Source organism: Streptomyces antioxidans (genome assembly GCF_000968685.2).
Lineage (GTDB): Bacteria > Actinomycetota > Actinomycetes > Streptomycetales > Streptomycetaceae > Streptomyces > Streptomyces antioxidans.
In genome coordinates this window covers 36,313-58,240 of sequence record NZ_LAKD02000113.1, presented here as the reverse complement: position 1 = coordinate 58,240, position 21,928 = coordinate 36,313, and the positions used below count along the sequence as shown (strand labels likewise).

General features: G+C 71.9%; 19 protein-coding genes, 1 tRNA gene, 1 other RNA gene and 1 pseudogene. 15 read left to right on the top strand and 7 right to left on the bottom strand.

From position 1 onward, the window contains the following. Positions 1-188: 188 nt before the first annotated feature. A complete protein-coding gene (locus VT50_RS32320) occupies positions 189-1,547 on the bottom strand; it encodes a cytochrome P450 (protein ID WP_079343933.1) in 1,359 nt (452 codons plus the stop codon). A 217-nt stretch (positions 1,548-1,764) separates the two neighbouring features. On the opposite strand from VT50_RS32320, the gene VT50_RS32315 reads away from it, so the two are divergent. Together VT50_RS32315 and VT50_RS32310 are read left to right on the top strand one after the other, a co-directional pair. Beyond that, on the top strand, positions 1,765-2,175 hold the full coding sequence (locus VT50_RS32315; RefSeq protein WP_046088039.1) for a BlaI/MecI/CopY family transcriptional regulator: 411 nt from the start codon (positions 1,765-1,767) through the stop codon (positions 2,173-2,175). A gap of 3 nt (positions 2,176-2,178) precedes the next feature. Then, positions 2,179-3,126 (top strand): M56 family metallopeptidase, encoded by a 948-nt coding sequence (locus VT50_RS32310; RefSeq protein ID WP_046088040.1) that lies wholly within the window; start codon positions 2,179-2,181, stop codon positions 3,124-3,126. Between the two features lie 56 nt (positions 3,127-3,182). On the opposite strand, the gene VT50_RS32305 is transcribed toward VT50_RS32310, so the two are convergent. Further along, positions 3,183-3,638: a tellurite resistance TerB family protein gene (locus VT50_RS32305; protein WP_046088041.1), complete on the bottom strand. Its 456-nt coding sequence runs from the start codon at positions 3,636-3,638 to the stop codon at positions 3,183-3,185. Between the two features lie 329 nt (positions 3,639-3,967). On the opposite strand from VT50_RS32305, the gene VT50_RS32300 reads away from it, so the two are divergent. The 5 genes from VT50_RS32300 to VT50_RS32280 all read left to right on the top strand — a co-directional run bounded on the left by VT50_RS32300 (position 3,968) and on the right by VT50_RS32280 (position 10,572). Continuing rightward, positions 3,968-6,364 (top strand): terpene synthase family protein, encoded by a 2,397-nt coding sequence (locus tag VT50_RS32300; protein WP_240529394.1) that lies wholly within the window; start codon positions 3,968-3,970, stop codon positions 6,362-6,364. Between the two features lie 22 nt (positions 6,365-6,386). Then, positions 6,387-7,811 carry an amidase gene (locus VT50_RS32295; protein WP_046088042.1) on the top strand — a complete coding sequence of 475 codons (1,425 nt, stop codon included), beginning with the start codon at positions 6,387-6,389 and terminating at the stop codon, positions 7,809-7,811. An 86-nt stretch (positions 7,812-7,897) separates the two neighbouring features. Next, entirely contained in the window at positions 7,898-8,356 is a 459-nt protein-coding gene (locus tag VT50_RS32290) for an SRPBCC family protein (protein ID WP_046088043.1), read from the top strand. Between the two features lie 143 nt (positions 8,357-8,499). After that, positions 8,500-9,279 carry an IclR family transcriptional regulator gene (locus VT50_RS32285; RefSeq protein ID WP_046088044.1) on the top strand — a complete coding sequence of 260 codons (780 nt, stop codon included), beginning with the start codon at positions 8,500-8,502 and terminating at the stop codon, positions 9,277-9,279. A gap of 234 nt (positions 9,280-9,513) precedes the next feature. Further along, positions 9,514-10,572, top strand: coding sequence for a PP2C family protein-serine/threonine phosphatase (locus VT50_RS32280; RefSeq protein WP_046088045.1), 1,059 nt, complete (start codon positions 9,514-9,516; stop codon positions 10,570-10,572). 65 nt (positions 10,573-10,637) lie between these two features. Here the strand turns inward: VT50_RS32280 and gdhA are convergent, their stop codons facing one another. Then, positions 10,638-11,984 carry an NADP-specific glutamate dehydrogenase gene (gdhA, locus tag VT50_RS32275; RefSeq protein WP_046088046.1) on the bottom strand — a complete coding sequence of 449 codons (1,347 nt, stop codon included), beginning with the start codon at positions 11,982-11,984 and terminating at the stop codon, positions 10,638-10,640. A 300-nt stretch (positions 11,985-12,284) separates the two neighbouring features. On the opposite strand from gdhA, the gene VT50_RS32270 reads away from it, so the two are divergent. Continuing rightward, positions 12,285-13,061, top strand: a complete 777-nt coding sequence (locus tag VT50_RS32270) for an ABC transporter ATP-binding protein (RefSeq protein WP_046088047.1) — start codon at positions 12,285-12,287, stop codon at positions 13,059-13,061. A 121-nt stretch (positions 13,062-13,182) separates the two neighbouring features. On the opposite strand, the pseudogene VT50_RS32265 reads toward VT50_RS32270, so the two are convergent. The 3 genes and pseudogenes from VT50_RS32265 to VT50_RS32255 form a co-directional block, all read right to left on the bottom strand. Continuing rightward, positions 13,183-13,521: pseudogene (locus VT50_RS32265) on the bottom strand (response regulator transcription factor); the annotation flags it as partial. Between the two features lie 56 nt (positions 13,522-13,577). Next, positions 13,578-14,012, bottom strand: a complete 435-nt coding sequence (locus VT50_RS32260) for a hypothetical protein (protein ID WP_046088048.1) — start codon at positions 14,010-14,012, stop codon at positions 13,578-13,580. A gap of 89 nt (positions 14,013-14,101) precedes the next feature. Then, the gene (locus VT50_RS32255) at positions 14,102-14,671 is read right to left on the bottom strand and encodes a helix-turn-helix domain-containing protein (RefSeq protein WP_046088049.1); all 570 of its coding nucleotides are present in this window, start codon (positions 14,669-14,671) and stop codon (positions 14,102-14,104) included. A 61-nt stretch (positions 14,672-14,732) separates the two neighbouring features. On the opposite strand from VT50_RS32255, the gene VT50_RS32250 reads away from it, so the two are divergent. Together VT50_RS32250 and VT50_RS32245 are read left to right on the top strand one after the other, a co-directional pair. Beyond that, positions 14,733-15,680 carry an alpha/beta hydrolase family protein gene (locus tag VT50_RS32250; RefSeq protein WP_046088050.1) on the top strand — a complete coding sequence of 316 codons (948 nt, stop codon included), beginning with the start codon at positions 14,733-14,735 and terminating at the stop codon, positions 15,678-15,680. A 179-nt stretch (positions 15,681-15,859) separates the two neighbouring features. After that, positions 15,860-16,660 (top strand): CPBP family intramembrane glutamic endopeptidase, encoded by an 801-nt coding sequence (locus tag VT50_RS32245; RefSeq protein WP_078840830.1) that lies wholly within the window; start codon positions 15,860-15,862, stop codon positions 16,658-16,660. Between the two features lie 78 nt (positions 16,661-16,738). On the opposite strand, the gene VT50_RS32240 is transcribed toward VT50_RS32245, so the two are convergent. After that, positions 16,739-16,823: transfer RNA gene (locus VT50_RS32240), tRNA-Ser, on the bottom strand. 74 nt (positions 16,824-16,897) lie between these two features. Here VT50_RS32240 and ffs point away from each other — a divergent pair. The 5 genes from ffs (at position 16,898) to VT50_RS32215 (ending at position 21,712) form a co-directional block, all read left to right on the top strand. Further along, an RNA gene (gene ffs, locus VT50_RS32235) (signal recognition particle sRNA small type) lies at positions 16,898-16,992 on the top strand. Between the two features lie 74 nt (positions 16,993-17,066). Continuing rightward, positions 17,067-19,727, top strand: coding sequence for a DNA polymerase III subunit gamma and tau (locus VT50_RS32230; protein ID WP_046088061.1), 2,661 nt, complete (start codon positions 17,067-17,069; stop codon positions 19,725-19,727). A gap of 129 nt (positions 19,728-19,856) precedes the next feature. After that, the gene (locus VT50_RS32225; RefSeq protein ID WP_046088052.1) at positions 19,857-20,192 is read left to right on the top strand and encodes a YbaB/EbfC family nucleoid-associated protein; all 336 of its coding nucleotides are present in this window, start codon (positions 19,857-19,859) and stop codon (positions 20,190-20,192) included. Between the two features lie 262 nt (positions 20,193-20,454). Next, complete coding sequence (gene recR / locus VT50_RS32220; protein ID WP_020870189.1) at positions 20,455-21,054, top strand: recombination mediator RecR; 600 nt, start codon at positions 20,455-20,457, stop codon at positions 21,052-21,054. Beyond that, the gene (locus VT50_RS32215) at positions 21,047-21,712 is read left to right on the top strand and encodes a DUF5063 domain-containing protein (RefSeq protein ID WP_046088053.1); all 666 of its coding nucleotides are present in this window, start codon (positions 21,047-21,049) and stop codon (positions 21,710-21,712) included. Before recR ends, VT50_RS32215 begins: the two co-directional genes overlap by 8 nt. Positions 21,713-21,928 lie beyond the last annotated feature (216 nt).

Below are 21,928 nucleotides of genomic sequence, written 5' to 3'. Positions count from 1 at the left end.
GGGCCGGGACGGGCAGGGGCGGGAGGGGCAGGGGCGGGAGGGGCGCGGCCGGGACGAGAGCGCGCGCGTTCCGCGGCCGGTGAGCCATGCCGGTCCCGGCCGCTTGAGCTCCGGGGTCGGCTGGACTGGTCCGGGGCGGCTGGGCTCCGCGGTCGGCCGCGCCGCTCCGTGGCTGCTGGACCCCGCTGTCACCGGGACCCGTTCGGGGACCCGTTGGGGGACCCGTTCGGGTATCCATGCCTGGACCCGTTCGGGGATCCGTTCGGGCTGCGGTGCGCGGTCCGGTTCGGCCGCAGTCCCTCGAAGGCGAGCGGCAGATGCCGTGGCCCGCGCAGCACCGCGTTCCGCCGGTAGGTCGGCGGATCCTCCAGCAGCCGGGGCCCGTCCAGCCGACGGGCCAGCTCGGTCAGCGCGATCTGCGCCTCCAGCCGGGCCAGCGGGGCGCCGAAGCAGCTGTGGACGCCGCTGCCGAAGCCGAGGTGCTGGTTGTCCCTGCGCTGCGGATCGAACCGGTCGGGGTCGGGGAACCGCTGCGGATCGCGGTTGCCCGAGGCCAGCAGCAGCCAGACGGACGCCCCCTGGGGGATGGTCACGCCCGCGATGTCGATCTCCGAGAGCGGGGTGCGCTGGGGAAGCATCTGTACCGGCGGATCGAACCGCAGCAACTCCTCCACCAGCGGGACGACCAGATGGGGATCCTCGCGCAGCCGGGCGAGCACATCGGGGTTGCGCAGCAGGGTCAGCATCCCGTTGGTGATCAGGTTGACGGTGGTCTCGTGCCCCGCCACCAGCAGCAGCGCCGCGGTGCTCAGCAGCTCCACCCGGCTCATCCGCCCCTCCGGGCCCTGCTCGCCGACCAGGGCCGAGAGCATGTCGTCGCCGGGTGCGCGGCGGCGCTCCTCGATCAGCTCGGACAGATACGTCGCCAGTTCCGTACGGGCCTGCCGGGTGATCCGCCGCCGCTCGGCGACATCGGCGCCCGTGTCCGTGCCCGCTTCCGCGTCCGGGCCGGGGTCCAGGCTGGCGGCGAGGGTGTCGGCCCAGGCGTGGAAGCGCGGCTCGTCCTCCCGCGGCACCCCGAGCAGCCGGCAGATCACGGTCACCGGGAAGGGGTAGGAGAAGTGGTCGACGAGATCGATCCGGTCCCGCCCGTCGAAGCCGTCGATCAGCTCGCCGACGATACGGGTGAGTTCACCGCGCATCTCGTGGAGCCGTCGCGGGGTGTGCGGCGGGCCGAAGGGCGCCGTCGCGAGCCGGCGCAGCCGGTCGTGCTCGGGCGGGTCCAGCCGCAGGAAGCTGGGCGGCAGCCCCGGATCATCCTCCTCGGGCGGCTCCGAGGCGGCCCGGGGGTCCAGGTTGCGCGCGTCGGAGCTGAGCCGGGGGTCGTGCAGCAGACCGTGGATCTCCCAGTAGGTGGAGACGATGTACGGCCCCTCCTCGTCGTGCACCACGGGCGTCTTGCGCAGCTCGGCGTAGATCGGGTACGGGTCGGCTCGATGGGCGTAGTCGGTGATCTGCCGTACGAGCGAGCCTTGCGTCTGCGTCATGGCTGAGTGCGTTCCTCCGTCGGGGCCGTCCCCCTGCTCAGCATCGGTGAGGCGGCCCGGGCCCGCGCGTACAGCCAGGCCAAAGGGGCGAACGTACGGTCAGCCCCAAGGGCGGACGTACGACCAGCCCAAAGGGGCGGACGTACGGCCGTGGCCCGCTCGCTACGATGGAGCGCCGCGCGCCCGGGCGGGTGCGGTTGGGGAAGGAGACGGTGCGATGGACCAGGACCGGACCGGCGGGCCCGGCTGGCCCCGCCGCCCCCGTCGGCGCGGCCAGGGCGAACTGGAGGCGCAGGTGCTCGTGGCGCTGAGCCGGGCGCCGGGGCCGGTGACCGCCGCGTGGGTGCAGGAGCGGATCGAGGGCGAGCTCGCCTACACCACGGTCATGACCATCCTGTCCCGGCTGCACGCCAAACAGGCCGTGACGCGGGAACGCGCGGGCCGTTCCTTCGTCTGGCGGGCGGCGTCGGACGAGGCGGGCCTCGCGGCGCTGCGGATGCGCCGGGTGCTGGACGGCCAGGACGACCGCGGGGCGGTCCTGGCCAGCTTTGTGACCGGGCTGACCCAGGACGACGAGCGGCTGCTGCGCGACCTGCTGAGCGACGCGGCGGAGGAGCCGGAGGGCTGACCGATGGGTGTCTTCGTCTTCCTCCCGCTGGTTCTGCCCCTGACGGCGCTGCCGATCGCCCGGCTCGCCGAGCAACATCTCCATCCGCGCACCGCCACCCGGCTGCTGACGCTCGTCGGCACCGTCCTCGCGGTGTGCTCCACGCTGTGCCTGGGGCTGCTGATGGTCGTCGGCACGGCGCAGCTGCCCGGCAATCCGCTGCCGGACAGCTGGTCGGATCCGGAGGTACGGGCCGCGGTGCCCTTTGACGCGGTGGCCGGGAAGGTGGCGATCGGCGCCCTGTTGGCGGTGGCCGTCTCCTGTACGGCCGCCTGTCTGCGCCACGGCCGGGTGCGGCGGGACGCCCGGCTGGCGCTCGCCGGGCTGCCGGAGTCGCCGGTCGCGGTGCTGCCGGACGACCGGGCGTACGCGTACGCGCTGCCCGGGACCTCGGGGCGAACGGGGACGCCGGGCCGGATCGTCGTCTCCACCGGGATGCTGGACAGCCTCAGCACCCGTGAGCGGCGCGCCCTGATCGCGCATGAGCGCGCCCATCTGACCGCGCACCACCACCGCTTTCTGCTGGCCGCACAGCTCGCGGCGCGGGCCAACCCGCTGCTGCGGCCGCTGCGGGCCGCGGTGGACTACTGCGCCGAGCGCTGGGCGGACGAGGAGGCGGCCCGGGAGGTCGGCGACCGCCGGGTCACGGCGCGGGCGGTCGGCAAGGCCGCCCTGGTCTCCCGGGGCGCGCCGGGGGCGGCGCTCGCCGGGTTCGCCGCGCCGGGGCCGGTGCCGCGCAGGGTCGCGGCGCTGCTTGAGCCGGTGGAGCCGTCCCGGCGCTGGCCGCCGACGTGGACGGCGGCGGGGCTTGCCCTGTGGATCGCGGCGGTGGGCACCGCCGCGTCCGCGCTGTCCTCGGCGAACGCGGCGGTCGCCCTGGTCCTCGTCCTGCACGCCGCGACCCCGCTGTAGGCGCGGAGCTGTTGGGCACGGATCGCGCCCTTACGGCCGTTACGCCTCGCCCCGTCTTACAGGTCGAACTCGGCCGGCGGGAGCTCCAGCGTGTAGCACGCCTCGCGGACCATGGCCTGCTCGGTCTTGTCGAAGTCGCCGTCCGCGCCACCGATGACGATGCCGATCTGGATCACGGCGCGCGCCTCGGCGGGCTTCTTCTTGGCCTTGGCGACCTCCTGCATCACGCTCACCTTGCCGAACTCGAAGTCCGCGGTGAGCTTGTTGACGTAGTCGTTGAAGCGGCGCTGCAGATCGTCGGCCGGGAAGTTCTGCAGCACCTCGTTGGTGCCGATCAGCTGGGCGACGCGCTGCCGCTCGGACGGATCGACCGAGCCGTCCGCCGCCGCCACCAGGGCACACATCGCCATGCTCGCGTCGCGGAAGGCGCCGCTCTTCAGGTCGTTCTTCTTCGAGACGAGCTGAGTCTGCATCGTCTGGGCGGACTCTCTGATGCGGTCCCACAGGGCCATGGCCACTCACACTCCATAGGGTCGTTAGGATCTACAGTTGTGTAGAAGCTAGCAGGCGGGGTCGGTCAAGGCCGCGTGAATCGGCCCCTCTTCAGCACTGAGTGAACTGATCGGAGAGGTAAAGAAGTTCCCAAGTCGGGGAGGCGGCGGATGTGCTGGGACGCGTGTAAACCGTCGTACGCGAGAGCTGAGCCCTTTGGGGCTCACTTGTGTGACTAATTGGGCTTTCGGATAGGCCAGTTGCGGCTTGGGTAGCCCGTAGCCGACCCCGGTCCGTAGCCGTACGGCGACTACGGGCCACCGTCGCACGGAGAGGTGCCGGACCCGCGGTGACACAGCCCTTTCGACTCCCCGACTTCTACATGCCGTATCCGGCGCGGCTGAACCCCCATGTCCGGGCGGCACGGGAGCACTCCACCCGGTGGGCCCGCGCGATGGGCATGCTCGAGGGCTCGGGGATCTGGGAGCAGGACGATCTCGACGCCCACGACTACGCCCTGCTGTGCGCGTACACCCACCCCGACTGCTCCGATGCGGAGCTCTCGTTGGTCACCGACTGGTATGTGTGGGTGTTCTTCTTCGACGACCACTTCCTGGAGACGTTCAAGCGCTCCCAGGACCGTGCGGCCGGTAAGGCGTATCTCGACCGGCTGCCCGCCTTCATGCCGATGGATCCGGCCGCCGGGCTGCCCGAGCCCGCCAACCCGGTCGAGGCGGGGCTCGCGGACCTGTGGGCGCGGACGGTGCCCTCGATGTCGCCGGACTGGCGGGCGCGGTTCCGGGAGTCCACCGAGCAGCTGCTCAACGAATCGCTCTGGGAGCTCTCGAACATCAACATCGACCGGGTCCCCAATCCGGTCGAGTACATCGAGATGCGCCGTAAGGTCGGCGGCGCGCCCTGGTCGGCCGGGCTGGTGGAGCATGCCGTGGGGGCCGAGGTGCCGGAGGTGATCGCCGGATCGCGGCCGATGCGGGTGTTGCGGGACGCCTTCGCGGACGCGGTGCACCTGCGCAACGACCTGTTCTCGTACCAGCGGGAGATCGAGGAGGAGGGCGAGCTCAGCAATGGCGTCCTGGTCCTGGAGACGTTCCTGTGCTGCACCACCCAGGAGGCGGCCGACTCCGTCAATGAGCTGCTCACCTCGCGGCTGCAGCAGTTCGAGGACACCGCCCTCACCGAGCTCGGGCCGCTCTTCGCCGAGCACGGACTGGACCCGGCGGCCTGCGCGGGGGTCCTCGCCTATGTCAAGGGGCTCCAGGACTGGCAGTCCGGCGGCCATGAGTGGCATATGCGCTCCAGCCGGTACATGAATGGCGCACATGGTGCCGGCGGTCCGGGCGGTACGAACGGCCCGGACGCTACGGACCGCCCGGACGAGGCCCCGGCGTGGTCGCCGTTCGCGCTCAGCGGCCTCGGCGTCTCCGCGGCCAGCCCGCCGCCGACCACGGGCCGGGCGGAGGCGGCCCGGACCCGCAGGTTCAGCCATGTTCCGTTCCGGAAGACCGGGCCGTCCCTGTTGCCGGACTTCTTCATGCCGTTCACCCTCCGGCTCAATCCGCATCTGCCCACCGCCCGCGATCACTTGGCCGAGTGGGCACACCGGATGGGCATCCTCGGACCGCAGCCCGGCGTCCCCGGTTCGTACGTCTGGGACGAGCGGCGGATGCTCGCCGCCGACCTGCCGCTGTGCGCGGCCGGTATTCACCCGGACGGCTCCCTGGACGAGCTCGATCTGGCGTCGGGCTGGCTGGCCTGGGGCACCTACGCGGACGACTACTACCCGGCGGTCTTCGGCCCCACCCACGACCTGGCCGGGGCCCGGGTCTGCAACGCCCGGCTCGGGGCGTTCATGCCGCTCGACGCGGGCCCCACCCCGGCCCCGGCGAACGCGCTGGAGCGTTCGCTGGCCGACCTGTGGAGCCGTACGGCGGGCCCCATGGAGGACTCGGCGCGCCATGAACTCCGTAAGGCCATCGAGAACATGACCGCCAGCTGGCTGTGGGAGCTGGCCAACCACGCGAAGAACCGGATCCCCGACCCGGTCGACTACATCGAGATGCGTCGCCACACCTTCGGCTCCGACCTCACCATGAGCCTGTGCCGACTGGCGCGCGGACGCCGGGTGCCGCCCGAGCTCTCCCGCAGCGGCCCGGTCCGGTCGCTGGAGAATGCCGCCATGGACTACGCGACGCTGCTCAACGACGTCTTCTCGTACCAGAAGGAGATCGAGTTCGAGGGTGAGGTCCACAACGGCGTCCTCGTCGTCCAGAACTTCTTCGACTGCGACTATCCGACCGGGGTCGCCGTCGTGAACGATCTGATGACGTCCCGGATGCGGCAGTTCGAGCATGTCGCGGCCCATGAGTTCCCGGTGCTGTACGACGACTTCGGCCTGGATCCGGAGGCCCGGGCGGCGATGGACGGCTATGTGGAGGAGCTGCGCGACTGGATGTCCGGGATCCTCAACTGGCACCGTGAGGTCCCGCGCTACCGGGAGGAGGAGCTGGTCCGCGTCCAGCGGCGGCCGGTGGGGAACGGGGCCGGGGCCCTGACGGGCACGGGGACCGGGATCGTGCCGGGCGCCGGGACCGGAGCGCGGCCGGTGGCCCCCTGGCACGGGCCCACCGGGCTCGGCACCTCGGCCGCGCGGGTTCTGGCGCCCGGCCGTTTCGCCAACCATGGAGTCCGCGCCCAGGGTCCGACGACCCGCCCCGCGCGGCGATGACCATCCAGGAAGGCGAGCGACCGTGACCACGACGGATGACGACCTCTGCTTCAGGACCGCACTGGACCTCAGCGCGCTGCTGCGCTCCCGCCAGCTGTCCGCGCGCGAACTCCTCGACGCCCATCTGGCCCGCATCGAACGGGTCAACCCGGCCGTCAACGCGATCGTCACCCTCGTCGCGGACCGCGCCCGCGAGGCCGCCCGGCAGGCCGATGAGCGGATCGCGGCGGGGGAGGAGCCCGGGCCGCTGCACGGGCTGCCGATCGCCCACAAGGACCTCCACAACACCGCGGGCATCCGCACCAGCCATGGCTCACCGCTCGCCGACGGCGTGCCCGACGAGGACGATCTGCTGATCGAACGGATACGGGCCGCCGGGGCGATCACCCTCGGCAAGACCAACGTGCCCGAGTTCGGCGCCGGTTCGCACACCTTCAACCCCCTTTTCGGCGCCACCCACAACCCGTACGACCTGGGCCGCAGCGCCGGCGGCAGCAGTGGGGGCGCGGCCGCCGCGCTGGCCTCCGGCATGGTCCCGGTCGCGGACGGCAGCGACACCGGCGGCTCGCTGCGCAACCCGGCCTCGTTCTGCAATGTCGTCGGTCTGCGCCCCTCGCCCGGGCGCGTCCCCAACTGGCCCTCCCTGACCGCCTGGAGCACCCTCGGCGTCAAGGGGCCGATGGCCCGTACGGTGGCCGACGCCGCCCTGCTGCTGTCCGCCATCGCCGGGCCCGACGCCCGGTCGCCGATCGCCCTGGAGGAGCCAGGCGCCCGCTTCGCCCGCCCCCTGGACCGCGATCTGACGGGGCTGCGGGTGGCCTGGTCGCCGGATCTCGGGGGGCTGGTGCCGGTCGAACCCGAGGTGGTCGCGGCGGTCGAGTCGGCGGCGGAGGTCTTCACCGGCCTCGGCTGCGTCGTGGAGCGGGACTGCCCGGACCTGACCGGGGCCGATGAGGTCTTCCGTACGCTGCGCGCCTCGGCCTTCGAGGTCGCCTTCGGCGCGCTCATGGACCGCCACCCCGCCGGGCTGAAGCGGACGATCCGGGAGAACGCCGAGGAGGGGCGCAAGCTCACCGGGCCGGACATCGGCCGCGCGGAGGTGCTGCACACCCTGCTCTACCACCGCGTCCGGGAGTTCTTCGGCCGCTTTGACGTGCTGCTGCTCCCGGTGAGCCAGGTGGTGCCCTTCGACGTCGGCATCGAGTACCCGACCGAGGTCGCCGGGGTGGCCATGGACGACTATCTGGACTGGATGCGCTCGGCGTATCTGGTCAGCGCGACCGGCAGCCCCGCGCTGTCCGTACCGGCCGGGTTCACGCCCGGCGGGCTTCCCGTCGGGGTGCAGATCGTCGGGCCGCACCGGGCGGACTTCGCGGTCCTCCAGGTCGGCCATGCCTTCGAGCGGGCCACCGGGCACTGGCGGCGGCGCCCGGCGGAGATCGAGTAGCGCACGCCCCCCGGAGCATGTTTCGGCTCGGCGGTCCCGGAAACCCGCCGTGGTGCGCGACGCGACAACGTCGAAAGGAGTCACCGATGAGCACCGTTCGGGAGTCCGTCGAGGTTGGGGTTCCGCTCCACACCGCGTACAACCAGTGGACGCAGTTCACCGAGTTCCCGAGGTTCATGGAAGGCGTGGACCAGGTCACCCAGGTGGACGACCGCCACAACCACTGGGCGACCTCCATTGCCGGTGTGCACCGGGAGTTCGACACCGAGATCGTGGATCAGCTCCCCGACGAGCGCATCGCCTGGCGCACCACCTCCGGTGACGTCCAGCAGCAGGGCCTGGTCACCTTCGAGCACCTGGACGAGCTCCACACCCGGGTCAATCTGGCGCTGGTCTTCGAGCCGAGCGGGATGGCGGAGAAGGCCGCGGACATGACCGGGACGCTCGACCGGCGGGTGAAGGGGGACCTGCAGAGGTTCAAGGACTTCATCGAACAGCGCGGTGAGGCGGAGGGCGCCTGGCGCGGCCGGCTCTCCCCGGGCTGACCGCGGCGCACCACACCGCCCCCGAGAGGCCGCCGACCACACCGGTCGGCGGCCTCGCTCGTGCTCGCGCGCGTCTCCATGGGGATCGCATCCTGCGAGATCAGATCTTGCCCATCCGGTCATAGCAGGAGCAAGCTGGATATATGGGTGCTCAAACGGCGCCTACGCTGATCTCATCCGTACAGCGGGCTTTCCGGTTGATGGAGGCAGTGGGCGCGCACGAGGGCGGTGCCCCGGCCAAGCGGCTCGCCCGGGAGACGGGGCTGCCGCTCGCCACCACGTACCACCTGCTGCGGACCATGGCCCACGAAGGCTATCTGTCCCGGCTGGACGACGGCGGCTTCGTGATCGGCGACAAGCTGCGGGCCCTCGAGTCCGGCAGCCGTGAGCAGGCGGTGCTCGCCCGGGTCCGGCCCACCCTGGCCGCGCTGCGCGATGAGCTCTCCGCCGCCGCGTACCTCACCTTCTACGACGAGGGCGAGATCCGGATCGCGGACATCGTCGACGGCCCGCAGGCGCCCCGGGTCGATCTGTGGGTGGGGTGCGAGGAGGCCGGGCACGCCACCGCGCTGGGGAAGTGCGTACTGCGCGAGCTGGACGACGAGGCGCGCTACGACTACCTCTCCCGCCATCCGCTCGTCGACCTCACCCCGCGCACCGTCACCCGCTCCGACGACCTGCTGCGCCGCCTGGACTCCCCGACCGGAAGTCCCCTGGTCGCGGACCTGGAGGAGTACGCCGTGGGCACGGTCTGCTTCGCGGTGCCGATCCGCTACGGGGACCGGCTCGGCTCGCTCGGGGTCTCGCTGGGGGTGGACCGGCTGGCCCGGTTGACGAAGGCCGATCCGTACCGGGAGCTGTTCCGGACCCGCCTGGTGCCGACGGCGAGCCGGGTGAGCAGGAACCTCTCGCTCACTATCTGAAATCGCGGGTCTTGCCGGATCTATCGAATCGCTGTTTCTCTGGATGAAACGGATATCGCCGTATCCCCCCGGCATCACTCCGGTATCCCCCGATATCGCCCCGGCATCCCCGCCCGGTATCGCCCGGCATCCCCCGGTATCACTTGCCCCCGTGGAGAGAGAGCAGCGAAGCAGGTCATGTTCCCGGCCCGACTCCGCCCGTACGACCCTGATCAACCGGACAGCCCCGGGCTCATGGCCCGCGCGGTCCCCGTCATCATCATCTGTGGTGTGGCCCTGCTCGCCCTCGTGACCTCCGAGGGACTGGCCTGGCTGCCACTGCTCGCCGTCGGACCGGCGCTCGCCGCCGCCCACTGCGGACCGTACGGAGTGATCCGGATCGGGGTGCTCGCGGTGGCGGTGGGCGCGCTGCTGGGCACCCAGGGTGATGAACCGGTGCGCACCCAGGCGATCATGCTGGCCACGCCCGCCGCCGTGGCCCTGGCGAGCTGTGGGGCCAGCGCCCTGCGCAGACGCCGTGAGAAGGTCCTCGCCGCCGTACGCTCGGTCGCGGAGGCCGCCCAGAACGCCCTGCTCACACCGGTGCCCGCCCGGGTCGGCCAGTTCCAGGTGGCGGTCCGCTACAGCGCCGCCGCCGCGGAGGCACGGGTCGGGGGCGATCTCTATGCCCTGCTGCCGACCCCGTTCGGGGTCCGGCTGATCGTCGGCGATGTGCGCGGCAAGGGGCTGCCCGCGGTGAGCACGGCCGCCCTGGTGCTCGGCGTCTTCCGCGAGGCCGCCTACGACGAGCCGGACCTGCTCGACGTCGTCGCCAGGATCGAGCGCAGCCTCTCCCGCAACCTGGCGCCCGACGACTTCGTCACCGCCGTGGTCGCCGGATACCCCAGTGAGGGCCGTATGGAGCTCGTCAACTGCGGCCACGCCCCGCCGCTGCTGGTCGGCGAGACCGGGATCACGGCGGTGGAGCCCATCCGCCCGGCCCCGCCGCTCGGCCTGGCCTCGCTGGGCGGTGAACTGCCCAGCCTCCAGGTGGTGCCGTTCGCCGAGGGCGAGCAACTGCTGCTCTACACCGACGGGGTCATCGAGGCGCGGGACCGCGGCCGGACGTACTTCCCGCTGCTGGAACGGGTGCCGCGGCACATCTGCGACGAGCCGTCCCGCACCCTCGCCTCGCTCCACGACGAGCTGCTGTCCCACGTGGGCGGCCGGCTCCACGACGACGCGGCGCTGCTGCTGCTCCGCAAGCCGGTGCTGGGCGCGGTGCGCAGGGTGGCGGATGTGGCGTCGGCGTGAGCCATGGCCGTCCGACCTCCGTATGAGTCGGCGGTCGGCTCAGACGATATGAGCCGACGGTCGATTCAGACGATGCCCTGGGCGGCCATCGCCTCAGCCACCCGCATGAATCCGGCGGCGTTCGCGCCCAGGGCGTAGTCGTCGGGGGCGCAGCCGTAGCGGTCGGCGGTGGTACGGCACAGGGTGTGGACCTCGGTCATGACGGCGGCGAGGCGGGTCTCGGTCTGGGCGAAGGTCCAGCGCTCGCGGGAGGCGTTCTGCCGCATCTCCAGCGCGGAGGTGGCCACCCCGCCCGCGTTGGCGGCCTTACCGGGGCCGAAGAGCACACCGGCCTCCCGGAAGATCTCGGTCGCCGCCGGGGTGCAGGGCATGTTGGCGCCCTCTGCCACGGCCAGGACCCCGTTCTTGACCAGGGCGATCGCGCTCTGCTCCGTCAGCTCGTTCTGGGTGGCGCAGGGCAGCGCGACCCCGCAGGGCACCTCGAAGACCGAGCCGCGGGCGGAGAAGACGGCACCCGGCTTGGCGTCGGCGTACGCGGAGATCCGCTGCCGCCGTACCTCCTTGATCTCCTTGAGCAGGGCGAGGTCGATACCGTCCGGATCGACCACATGGCCGGAGGAGTCGGAGCAGGCCACCACCCGCCCGCCGAGGGCGTGGACCTTCTCGATGGCGTAGAGGGCCACATTGCCGGACCCGGAGACGACGACCGTAAGGCCGTCGAAATCCCTCTCGCGGGTGCGCAGCATCTCCTGGACGAAGTGGACGGTGCCGTACCCCGTGGCCTCGGTACGCACGGGTGAACCGCCCCAGGCGACGGGCTTACCGGTCAGCACACCGGCCTCGAAACGATTGGTCAGCCGCTTGTACTGGCCGAAGAGATAGCCGATCTCGCGGGTGCCCACCCCGATGTCCCCGGCTGGCACATCGGTGTGCTCGCCCAGATGGCGGTGGAGCTCGGTCATGAAGGACTGGCAGAACCGCATGACCTCGCCGTCCGAGCGCCCCTTGGGGTCGAAGTCCGCACCGCCCTTGCCGCCGCCGATGGCCAGGCCGGTCAGCGCGTTCTTGAAGATCTGCTCGAAGCCGAGGAACTTCACGATGCCCAGATCGACGCTGGGGTGGAAGCGCAAGCCGCCCTTGTAGGGGCCGAGCGCGCTGCTGAACTCCACCCGGAAGCCCCGGTTGACCTGGACCTCGCCGTCGTCGTCCACCCATGGCACCCGGAAGACGAGCTGCCGCTCCGGCTCGCACAGCCGCTCCACGATCCGGGCCTCCAGATACTCCGGATGCGCGCCGAGCACGGGGGCGAGCGCCGGCAGCACCTCGCGCGCCGCCTGGTGGAACTCGGACTCCCCGGGGTTGCGGTGCACGATCTGCGCGTAGACGGCCTCGATACGGGCGCTGACGTCCATGGGTGCCTGGTGCCTCTCTGTGGCTTCTGTCTCGTATGCCGGTCCTGTGGGGATCCAGGATCTTGTCCCCGGCGGGGTTCACCATGGCGGCGCGCCCGGGGAGGACTGAGGACTGGGGAAGACGGGACAGACCTGCGGAGATCGAGCGGGGGTGGAGCCAGCTCCACCCCCGGGCCGTAGTCCCGTACCCCTACCGGTAGGGGAGCGCGCTCCCTCCCGCCCGGCCGCGCCCGTCTCTAGCGTTCTTCGTGACCGGCGGACCCTTCGCTCCGCCCGGCGCGACGACGGAGGGGCGGAGAGATGAACCGGCAGTGGCGCGGCCTTGGGACGGCCACCGCGGAGCGGACGGGGACCCGGCACCATGCGCTGACCCTGGACGGGGTCACCCGGGAGTACCGGCCGGGCGCCGTGGCGCTGCACCCCATCCATCTGGCGGTGCCGCGCGGACGGTTCCTCGCGGTGATGGGCCCCCCGGGGTGCGGGAAGTCGACCTTGCTGCGGTGCGCCGCCGGGCTGGACCGGCCGACGGCGGGCACGGTGCGCATCGGCGGCACGGAGTTGCCCCCGCTGAACGCGGCGGCGCTGACCCGGCTGCGGCGGGAGCGGATCGGCTTCGTCTTCCAGGAGCACCACCTGGTGCCGTCGCTGAGCGTCGCCGAGAACGTCTCCCTGCCGCTGGTGCTCGGCGGCCACAGTGTCGACGGCCGGGATCTGCGGGCCCTCACCGCGGTCGGGCTGGGGGACTGGGGCGGCACCATGCCGCACGAACTGTCCGGCGGGCAGTGCCAGCGGGTGGCGATCGCCCGCGCGCTGGTGACCTCGCCCGACATCGTCTTCGCCGACGAGCCCACCGGGGCGCTCGGCCCCGCCGCCGCGGAGGAGGTGCTGACGCTGCTGCGGCAGGCCGTCGACCGTGACGGCCATACGGTCGTCATGGTCACCCACGACCCGTTCGCCGCCGCCCGGGCCGACGAGGCGCTGTTCCTGATGCGGGGGAAGCTGGTCTGGCGACAGGAGCGGCCGGAGGCGGCCGACATCCGCCGCGTCCTCAAGGACCTGGACGGGCGGACGCCGTGATCCCCGCCGGAGCCGCGAACGCTATCGGGGCCGTGATCCCCAGCCGGGACCGGGCCGGGGCCTCCACCGGGGCCGTGATCCCCAGCCGGGACCGGGACCAGCACCGCCCCCGGCCCCGTCCTCACCGCCTGTCCGCCGATTCCCCCTCGTTCGTCGCGCCCTTGTTGAGATACGCCAGGACCGCCAGCACCCGTCGGTGCCCGCTGTCGCTCGGCGGCAGGCCCAGCTTGGCGAAGACATTGCCGATGTGCTTGCTGACCGCGCGCTCCGAGACCACCAGCGACCGGGCGATCGTCGTGTTGTCCCGGCCCTCCGCCATCAGGTGCAGCACCTCGCGTTCGCGCGGCGTCAAGGAGTCCACGGGATCGTCCCGGCGCCGGGTCATCAGCTCCTTGACTACCTCCGGGTCCAGCGCCGTACCGCCCGCGACCACCCGTTCCAGCGCGTCCAGGAACCTGAGCGGGCGCGACCGCCGCACCGTCTGAGCGGGCGCGACGGCTCCTGTTACGTGCTGCCTCACCTCGAAACCTCGAATGCGTCCCACCACCACGGACTGTCCGGAGCGTCCGCGCGGATGATCCCGGCCCTCGCCGTGATCTTGGCGTCGAGTGCCAGGACGAGCACCCGCAGCTCGCGCGCGCTCTTCTTGGGCAGGGCGTGGAGCGCGGTCTCGAGGAGGCCGCGAAAGTACCCGGGGTCGCAGCCACACTCATAAAGCCCGCATCGAGGCGCACCGAAGGCACTGGTCACACCTCTGAGCGGACCGTGGGCCAGGGCCCGCCAGTGCCAGAAGGCTTCCTCGACCGCCTCGGGCCAGAAGCGGGTGCGCTCGAGCCGACGCAGATCGGCGGCGCAGGAACCGGAGAGACGGTCGATCGGCGGATACCGCCGACGGCTCAGAAGACGGGTCGGAATGTCGCCCCGCAGGGCTGCTGGGCGCCTACGCGGCATGGCCCTTTCGATGGCTGGTCATACGGGCCAACGTACCGCCCCCGAAGGGCGACCGCCCAAGCGTTTTTCGAAGTACGCCCCCGGATCGCTCAGCCTCCGGTATCGGCCCCGGTATCGGCCCCGGCCCCCGTGGGATTGTTGTCGGGCAGGACCACGAAGCTGATGATGTGGCGGGTGCGGCCGTCACCCGGGGCGGTGTGGGTGCGGCGGGCGACGACGGCTTCGACTTCTTCGACGAGTTCGGCGAATTCATCGTCGGTCAGCCATGCCGCGCCCTGCCGGTAGACGACACCTTCGCGGGCGGGATCGGCATCGTCGCGGGAGAGATAGCGGTCGAAGTCGGCCATCAGGGCTCCGGTGAACACGGTGAAGGCCTGCCGGTGATCGTCCTTGGTCATGGCGGTACGGGCGTCGGCGTCCACGACGGCCTTCTCCTGGCGCACCCGGTAGCTGCGTTCGACGGTGCCGCGCACCTGCCTTTCGTGAACCACCTCCAGGATGCCCGCCTGGGTGAGGGTCGCGATGTGCCGGTACATCGTGGCCGGCGGAACGTCGGGCAGCCGGTCGCGCAGCTGTGCGGTGGTCAGTTCGTCGGCGCCGACCAGGGCTTGCAGGATGCGCATCCGGACGGGATGGAGGAGAAGGTTCGCGGTTGGCATGACTCCAATGCTCTCACATCTGATAACGTTCTCGTAGTTGAGAACAATGAGAGGCGGAGCCTTGCCCGAGATCGACATGACGGTCACCGCGGTGGACGGGACCCCCTTGACCGGCACCCTGACCCTGCCCGTCGGCCCCGGCCCGCACCCCGCCGTCCTGCTTCTGCACGGCTCCGGCCCCCTGGACCGCGACGGCAACACCCGTAAGGTCGCCATGAATCTGGGCCGACCGCTGGCCGCCGCCCTCGCGGCGGAGGGTTTCGCGGTGCTGCGCTACGACCGCCACGGCGCCCGTGCCAGCCCCGGCGCCTGGCGGGCCACCGGCTTCACCGACCACTGCGAGGACGCGGCCGCCGCTCTGAGCGCCCTGGCCGAGCACCCCGCCGTACGCCCCGACGCCGTCGGCGTCATCGGCCACAGCGAAGGCGCCCTGCACGCCATGAGTCTCGCGGCACGCCATGACGTGGGCGCGGTGGTGCTGTTGGCCGGTTACGCCCGTCGGGGCGAGGAGGCCCTGCGCTGGCAGGCCCGCTCGATCATCCAGGGCCTGCCCGCCCCCGTCCGCCTCCTGCGCCGCCCCCTGGGGGCCCTGGGCAACCGGGTCCTCGCCCGGATCAAGAAGACCCGTACGGACGTGGCGCGCATCGCCGGATTCCCGGTCAACGCCCGCTGGATGCGCGAGAACCTCGCCCACGACACCCGTGCCGACCTCGTCGCCATCCACGCGCCCGTCCTGGCCGTCACCGGCGACAAGGACCTCCAGGTGGACCCCGCCGACCTGGACGAGATGCGTCGACTGGTGCCGGGCGGGGCGGAGATCCACCGCGTGCCCGACCTCACGCACATCCTGCGCCGCGACCCCGGGCGCCACACCCTCCGCTCCTATCGCCGCCTCCTGCGCGACCCGGTCGACCCTGACCTCGTGAACCTCATCACGGCCTGGCTGGCCCGCCAACTGGGCGCGGCACCCGGGCAGATGCGCGCCGAGGAACGAACGCGCCCGTCCTGATCCCGGGCGCCCGAGCGCCCGAGCCCCCGAGCCCCCGCGCGCCCGAGCCCCCGTAAGACGCCACGGACACCTACACCGAAAGATTTGGCATGCCTACTTCAAACACATGCACACCCTCCGTAGCCCCCTCTGCGGCCCCTTCATCCCCAGACCGCCACCGAAGCGACCTGACGCTGTTCATGGTCATCGCCTTCGGCGTGAGCTGGGCGTCGTGGTTCACGGCGGTCGGGCTCGGCGGATCGGTGAAGCAGGCCCCCACGGTCCTGCCCTTCCTCTTCGGTGCGTTCGGCCCGTTGATAGGCGCCCTGGTGATCCGGGTCCGTCGCGGCCGCCGAGGTGAGCCCGCCCCCGAACATGTGGTCCGGATCCGGCGGACCACCCTGTTCTGGGCACCCCTGCTCCTGGCGCTGGCCTCGGCGACCGTGCTGTCGGCCGCACTGCTGGCACACCCCGCGGGCGGTCCCGCGCTGAGCTGGAACGACGCGAAGGAAGTCATGCAGGACGCCGGCGGGCCCGCCGCGTTCCTCGTCAGCATGGTGATCTCCGGCCCCCTGTCCGAGGAGCCGGGCTGGCGCGGCACCGCCTACCCGAGGATGCGCGCGTCGATGGGTCGCTTCCGGGCCGGCCTGGTACTCGGCGCCATCTGGGCCGTATGGCACCTGCCGCTGTTCTTCATCGACGGAACCGTCCAGAACGAACTGGGCCTGAAGTCCCCGAGCGGCGTGCTCTTCGCCGTCAGCACCATCCCGATGGCCATGCTCACCGCCTACGCCTACGAACGCGCGGGCGTCATCGCGTCGATCGCGGTGCACTTCGCGGTCAACACGACGATGGTCCTCCTGGACGTCAAGGCCCCCGTGACCCAGGCCATGATCATCGGAGTCCAGACCATCCTGGCCACCCTCCTCCTCACCACCACCCGCCCCACCAACAAGCCCGCCCCATCGATCCCCACCCTCACCGATCACCGTCGGCGCTGACACCGAGCCCGAGCCGCAAAACCACAAAGGGCCCGACCACATGCGGTCGGGCCCTTCACTTGCCCTGCTGGGCGGAGGCGGAGGATACGAGATTCGAACTCGTGAGGGGTTGCCCCCAACACGCTTTCCAAGCGTGCGCCCTAGGCCTCTAGGCGAATCCTCCGCTGGAGACTGTACAAGACGATCGGGAGTGCTTGCGAACTCGTTCCCGCCCCGGTCTATCCGCTAGGGTGGGGGCCAGCCCCTCACGTGGCGCTATCTCACCGAACTCCCCCAGGGCCGGAAGGCAGCAAGGGTAAGTGAGCTCTGGCGGGTGCGTGAGGGGCCCTTGCGTCTGTGGGTGTGAGCGGGTGTGGGGATGGCGGGGGTGGGCCCGTTGTCCGTGGTCCCCGATATCGTCGTAAGCGTGTCGTCCCTCGCGCTGTACCGCCGCTACCGCCCCGAGACCTTCGCGGAGGTCATCGGGCAGGAGCATGTCACCGACCCGCTGCAGCAGGCGCTGCGCAACAACCGGGTCAATCACGCGTATCTCTTCAGCGGTCCCCGCGGGTGTGGCAAGACGACCAGTGCGCGCATCCTGGCCCGCTGTCTGAACTGTGAGAAGGGTCCCACCCCGGCGCCGTGCGGCGAGTGCCAGTCGTGCCAGGACCTCGCGCGGAACGGGCCGGGGTCGATCGATGTGATCGAGATCGACGCCGCGTCGCACGGTGGTGTGGACGACGCCCGTGAGCTGAGGGAGAAGGCGTTCTTCGGGCCCGCGTCCAGCCGCTACAAGATCTACATCATCGATGAGGCCCATATGGTCACCTCGGCGGGGTTCAACGCCCTGCTGAAGGTGGTCGAGGAACCCCCGGAGCACCTTAAGTTCATCTTCGCGACCACCGAGCCGGAGAAGGTCATCGGCACGATCCGGTCGCGTACCCACCACTATCCGTTCCGGCTCGTGCCGCCCGGGACGCTCCGCGACTATCTGGGGGAGGTCTGCGGGCGCGAGGCGATTCCGGTCGAGGACGGGGTGCTGCCGCTGGTGGTGCGGGCCGGTGCCGGGTCCGTGCGGGATTCGATGTCGGTGATGGACCAGCTGCTCGCGGGTGCGGCCGACGACGGCGTGACGTACGCCATGGCGACCTCACTGCTCGGTTATACGGACGGCTCGCTGCTGGACTCGATCGTGGACGCCTTCGCGGCGAGCGACGGGGCGGCGGCGTTCGAGATCGTCAACCGTGTGATCGAGGGGGGCAACGACCCGCGGCGGTTCGTCGCCGATCTGCTGGAGCGGCTGCGCGATCTGGTGATCCTCGCCGCCGTGCCGGACGCGGCGGAGAAGGGGCTCATCGACGCTCCGGCCGATGTGGTGGAGCGGATGCAGGCGCAGGCGTCGGTCTTCGGCGGCGCCGAGCTGAGCCGCGCGGCGGACCTGGTCAATGAGGGCCTTACGGAGATGCGCGGCGCCACCTCGCCGCGGCTCCAGCTGGAGCTGATCTGCGCCCGGGTGCTGCTGCCCGCCGCCTTCGACGATGAGCGGTCCGTCCAGTCGCGGCTGGAGCGGCTGGAGCGTGGGGCCCTCGCGGGCGGCCTGGGGGGCGTTGGTGGTGGCGGCGTCGCGGGGGGCGGGGCCGCCATGGGGTACGTACCGGGGCCCGACGCTCATGCTCCTGTCGGCCCCCCCGCCGGTGGGCCCTCCGGTCCGGCCGCCGCGCGTGCGGCGATGGCCGGGGGCGGGCCCGGTCAGGGGCAGGCCCCAGGAGGTCCGGGGGAGCCGGAGGGTTCGGGGAGCGGCGAGGCGCCCGGTGGGTGGCCCGCCGGGGCACGGCCCGCCGCGGGCGGTGGCCAGGGCGGCGCCGTAGACAGTGGACAGCAGAGTGGTGCACCGGCCGCGGCCGCGCCCCCGGAGGACGGTGGCGGGCAGCGGCCCGGAGCGTGGCCGTCGGGTGCCCAGGCCCCGGCCGCCGAGGGCGGCGGATCGCGGCCCGGAGCCTGGCCCACCGCCTCCGCACCCGGTTCCGGGGCTGGACCGTCCGGTGCCGGTGCCGGTGCCGGTGCGGGTGCGGGTGGCGCTTCCGGTGCCTCTGGTGCGGGTGGTGCCTCTGGTGGTGGCGGTGGACAGGGCGCCGGGGCGCCCGCCCGGCAGCCCGGCGGCTGGCCGACGGCCACCGCGCCGGGGCAGGGCGGCGGCCCCTCCGCGCAGCCACCCGCGGCGCCCTCCGCGCCGACCACCCCGAGCGGCCCGACCGCGCCTTCCGCCCCCGCCGCCGGGCCCGGGCCCGCGTCCTCCGCGTCCGGGTCCTCCGCACCCGTGCCGGGTGCGCCGAGCATGGCGCAGGGCGCCGTACAAGTACGACAGATGTGGCCGGACATCCTGGAGGCGGTCAAGAACCGCCGCCGCTTCACCTGGATCCTGCTGAGCCAGAACGCGACGGTGTCCGGTTTCGACGGCACCACCCTCCAGCTCGGCTTCTCCAATGCGGGCGCGCGCGACAGCTTCGTGGGCGGCGGCAGCGAGGACGTCCTGCGGCAGGCGCTTCAGGACGCCATAGGGGTGCAGTGGCGGATCGAGGCGATCGTCGACCCCTCGGGCGGCGCCGGACAGCAGGGCGGCGGCCCAGGCGGTCCGGGTGGCTCAGGTGGTCCGGGCGGTTTCGGCGGCCCCGGCGGCCCGGGTGGTCCCGGCGGCTACGGCGGAGGCAGCGGCAGTGGTAGCTACGGCGGAGGCGGTGCCGGTGCCGGAGGTGCCACCGGCGGTAGCGGCTTCGGTGGCGGACCAGGCACCGGCGGCGGTGGCCAGTCCACCCCGCCCCGCCAGTCCGCGCCCCGGTCCGCTCCCGCCGCCTCCCCTCCGGCCGCGCCCTCATCGCCGTCCGCGTCCTCCGCGCCGTCCGGCTCCTCGGACGCGGGCCCGCCCCCCGACGCGGCGACCTACCGGGAGCCCGAGCCGCCTCGGGTCTCGCTCGAGGAAGACATGCCCGCCGAGGACGATCCGGATCTGGACGACACCGCGCTGAGCGGGCACGACCTGATCGTCCGCGAGCTGGGCGCCACGGTGATCGAGGAGATCGTCAACGAGTAGGAGGCGCGGGCCCCGCACCCGCGTCCCGCGCCGCCGCGTCTCCTCCGTACGGCGTAGAGCAAGGCGCTCTGGGAGCACGTAGGCTCGGGCTATCGAAGAGAACGACTGTCGAGCGCCAGGAGCGAAGCCGTGATCCCCGGTGGTGGCCAGCCGAACATGCAGCAGCTGCTGCAGCAGGCTCAGAAGATGCAGCAGGACCTCGCCGCGGCCCAGGAGGAGCTGGCCCGCACTCCCGTCGAGGGTTCCTCGGGCGGTGGCCTGGTGAAGGCGACCGTGAACGGTTCCGGTGAGTTGCAGGGCCTGGTCATCGATCCCAAGGCCGTGGATCCTGAAGACACGGAGACCCTCGCGGATCTGGTCGTCGCGGCCGTCCGTGACGCCAACCACGCCGCGCAGGAGCTCCAGCAGCAGAAGCTCGGCCCGCTCGCCCAGGGGCTTGGCGGTATGCCCGGGCTCCCGTTCTGACCTCGGATTCTCCGGGATCTCCGGGTTTTCCGAGATCTCCGGGATCTCCTGGTTCCCAGGGCGCCCTGGGGTAGGTCTGGGTCCCCCGGGTCCCAGGTTCTCGGGCCACCCGGGCCCGACCGCAGGAGCCGCGGCAGCCGTGAGGGTCGTCGCGGTGGCCCGGCCGCACCAGCCTGGCGCCCCCTGGCCATGAGGGCGCGGCGCAACCGAATATTCATGTGAAGTACGGCCACCGCGTGTCGGCGCGAGATTGGATGAAGGCGTGTACGAGGGCGTGGTCCAGGACCTCATCGACGAGTTGGGCAGGCTGCCCGGCGTCGGTCCCAAGAGCGCGCAGCGGATCGCCTTCCACATCCTGCAGGCCGAGCCCACCGATGTCCGCCGTCTCGCGCAAGCCCTGACGCAGGTCAAGGAGAAGGTGCGGTTCTGTGCTGTCTGCGGGAACGTCGCCGAGGCCGAGCAGTGCCGCGTCTGCCAGGACCCCCGTCGCGACCCCGCGATCATCTGCGTGGTCGAGGAGCCGAAGGACGTTGTCGCGATCGAGCGGACGCGTGAGTTCCGGGGCCGCTACCACGTGCTCGGCGGGGCGATCAGCCCCATCGAGGGCGTGGGTCCGGACGATCTGCGGATCAGGGAGCTGCTGGCGCGGCTCGCGGACGGTACGGTCACCGAGCTCATCCTGGCCACCGATCCGAATCTGGAGGGCGAAGCCACCGCCACGTACCTCGCGCGCATGATCAAGCCCATGGGTTTGAAGGTCACCCGCCTGGCCAGCGGCCTCCCTGTCGGTGGAGACCTGGAGTACGCGGACGAGGTCACGCTGGGTCGTGCCTTCGAAGGGAGAAGACTTCTCGATGTCTGACGCAACGCTGCACGACGCCCACCCGGACCCGGACGACTTCGCGGTCCAGATCTCCGACCAGATCGAGAGCTTCATCGTCGCGGTCACCGAAGTCGCCAAGGGGGACGAGCCGGACAGCGCTGTGCCGTTCCTGCTGCTCGAGCTGTCGCAGCTGCTTCTCGCGGGCGGTCGGCTCGGCGCGCACGAGGACTTCGTCCCGGACGAGCGGTACGAACCGGACGTCGGCCCGGAGCCGGACGTCGACGAGCTGCGTGAGCGCTTCGCCCGGCTGCTGGAGCCGGTGGACATCTACTCGGAGGTCTTCGACCCTTACGTGCCGCGCAGCCAGCCGGTCGCCTGCCGGATCTCCGACGATCTGGCCGGGATCATCACCGATCTGCGGCACGGCATGGCGCACTACCGCGAGGGCCGGATCAGCGAGGCACTGTGGTGGTGGCAGTTCTCGTACCTCTCCAACTGGGGGACGACCGCCTCGGCGGCCCTGCGCGCCCTGCAGTCGCTCGTCGCGCACGTACGGCTGGACAGCCCGCTGGACGAGCTGAACGGCCTGGACACGGACAGCAACGCGGGCGGTGACGAGCAGCTTGCGGAGGAGGCCGGGCGGGTCATGGCGGCGGAGATCGCGGGACCGCTCGGCCTGCGCTCGGGACCGCGCTGAGGAGCGCTCGGGTTCGCGCTGAGCGGCGCTCGGGTTCGCGCTGAGCGGCGCTCGGGTTCGCGCTGAGCGGCGCTCGGGTTCGCGCTGAGAACGTTCGATACGGCCGCCGGGCGGGTTCGGCACGAGACGCCCGCGACGCGGTCCGCCAGGCGATCTGCCGGGCGTCCACCAGGCCGTCCGATCCTGTGAAGTGGGTTACGTTCCCGTGTGCTTCCG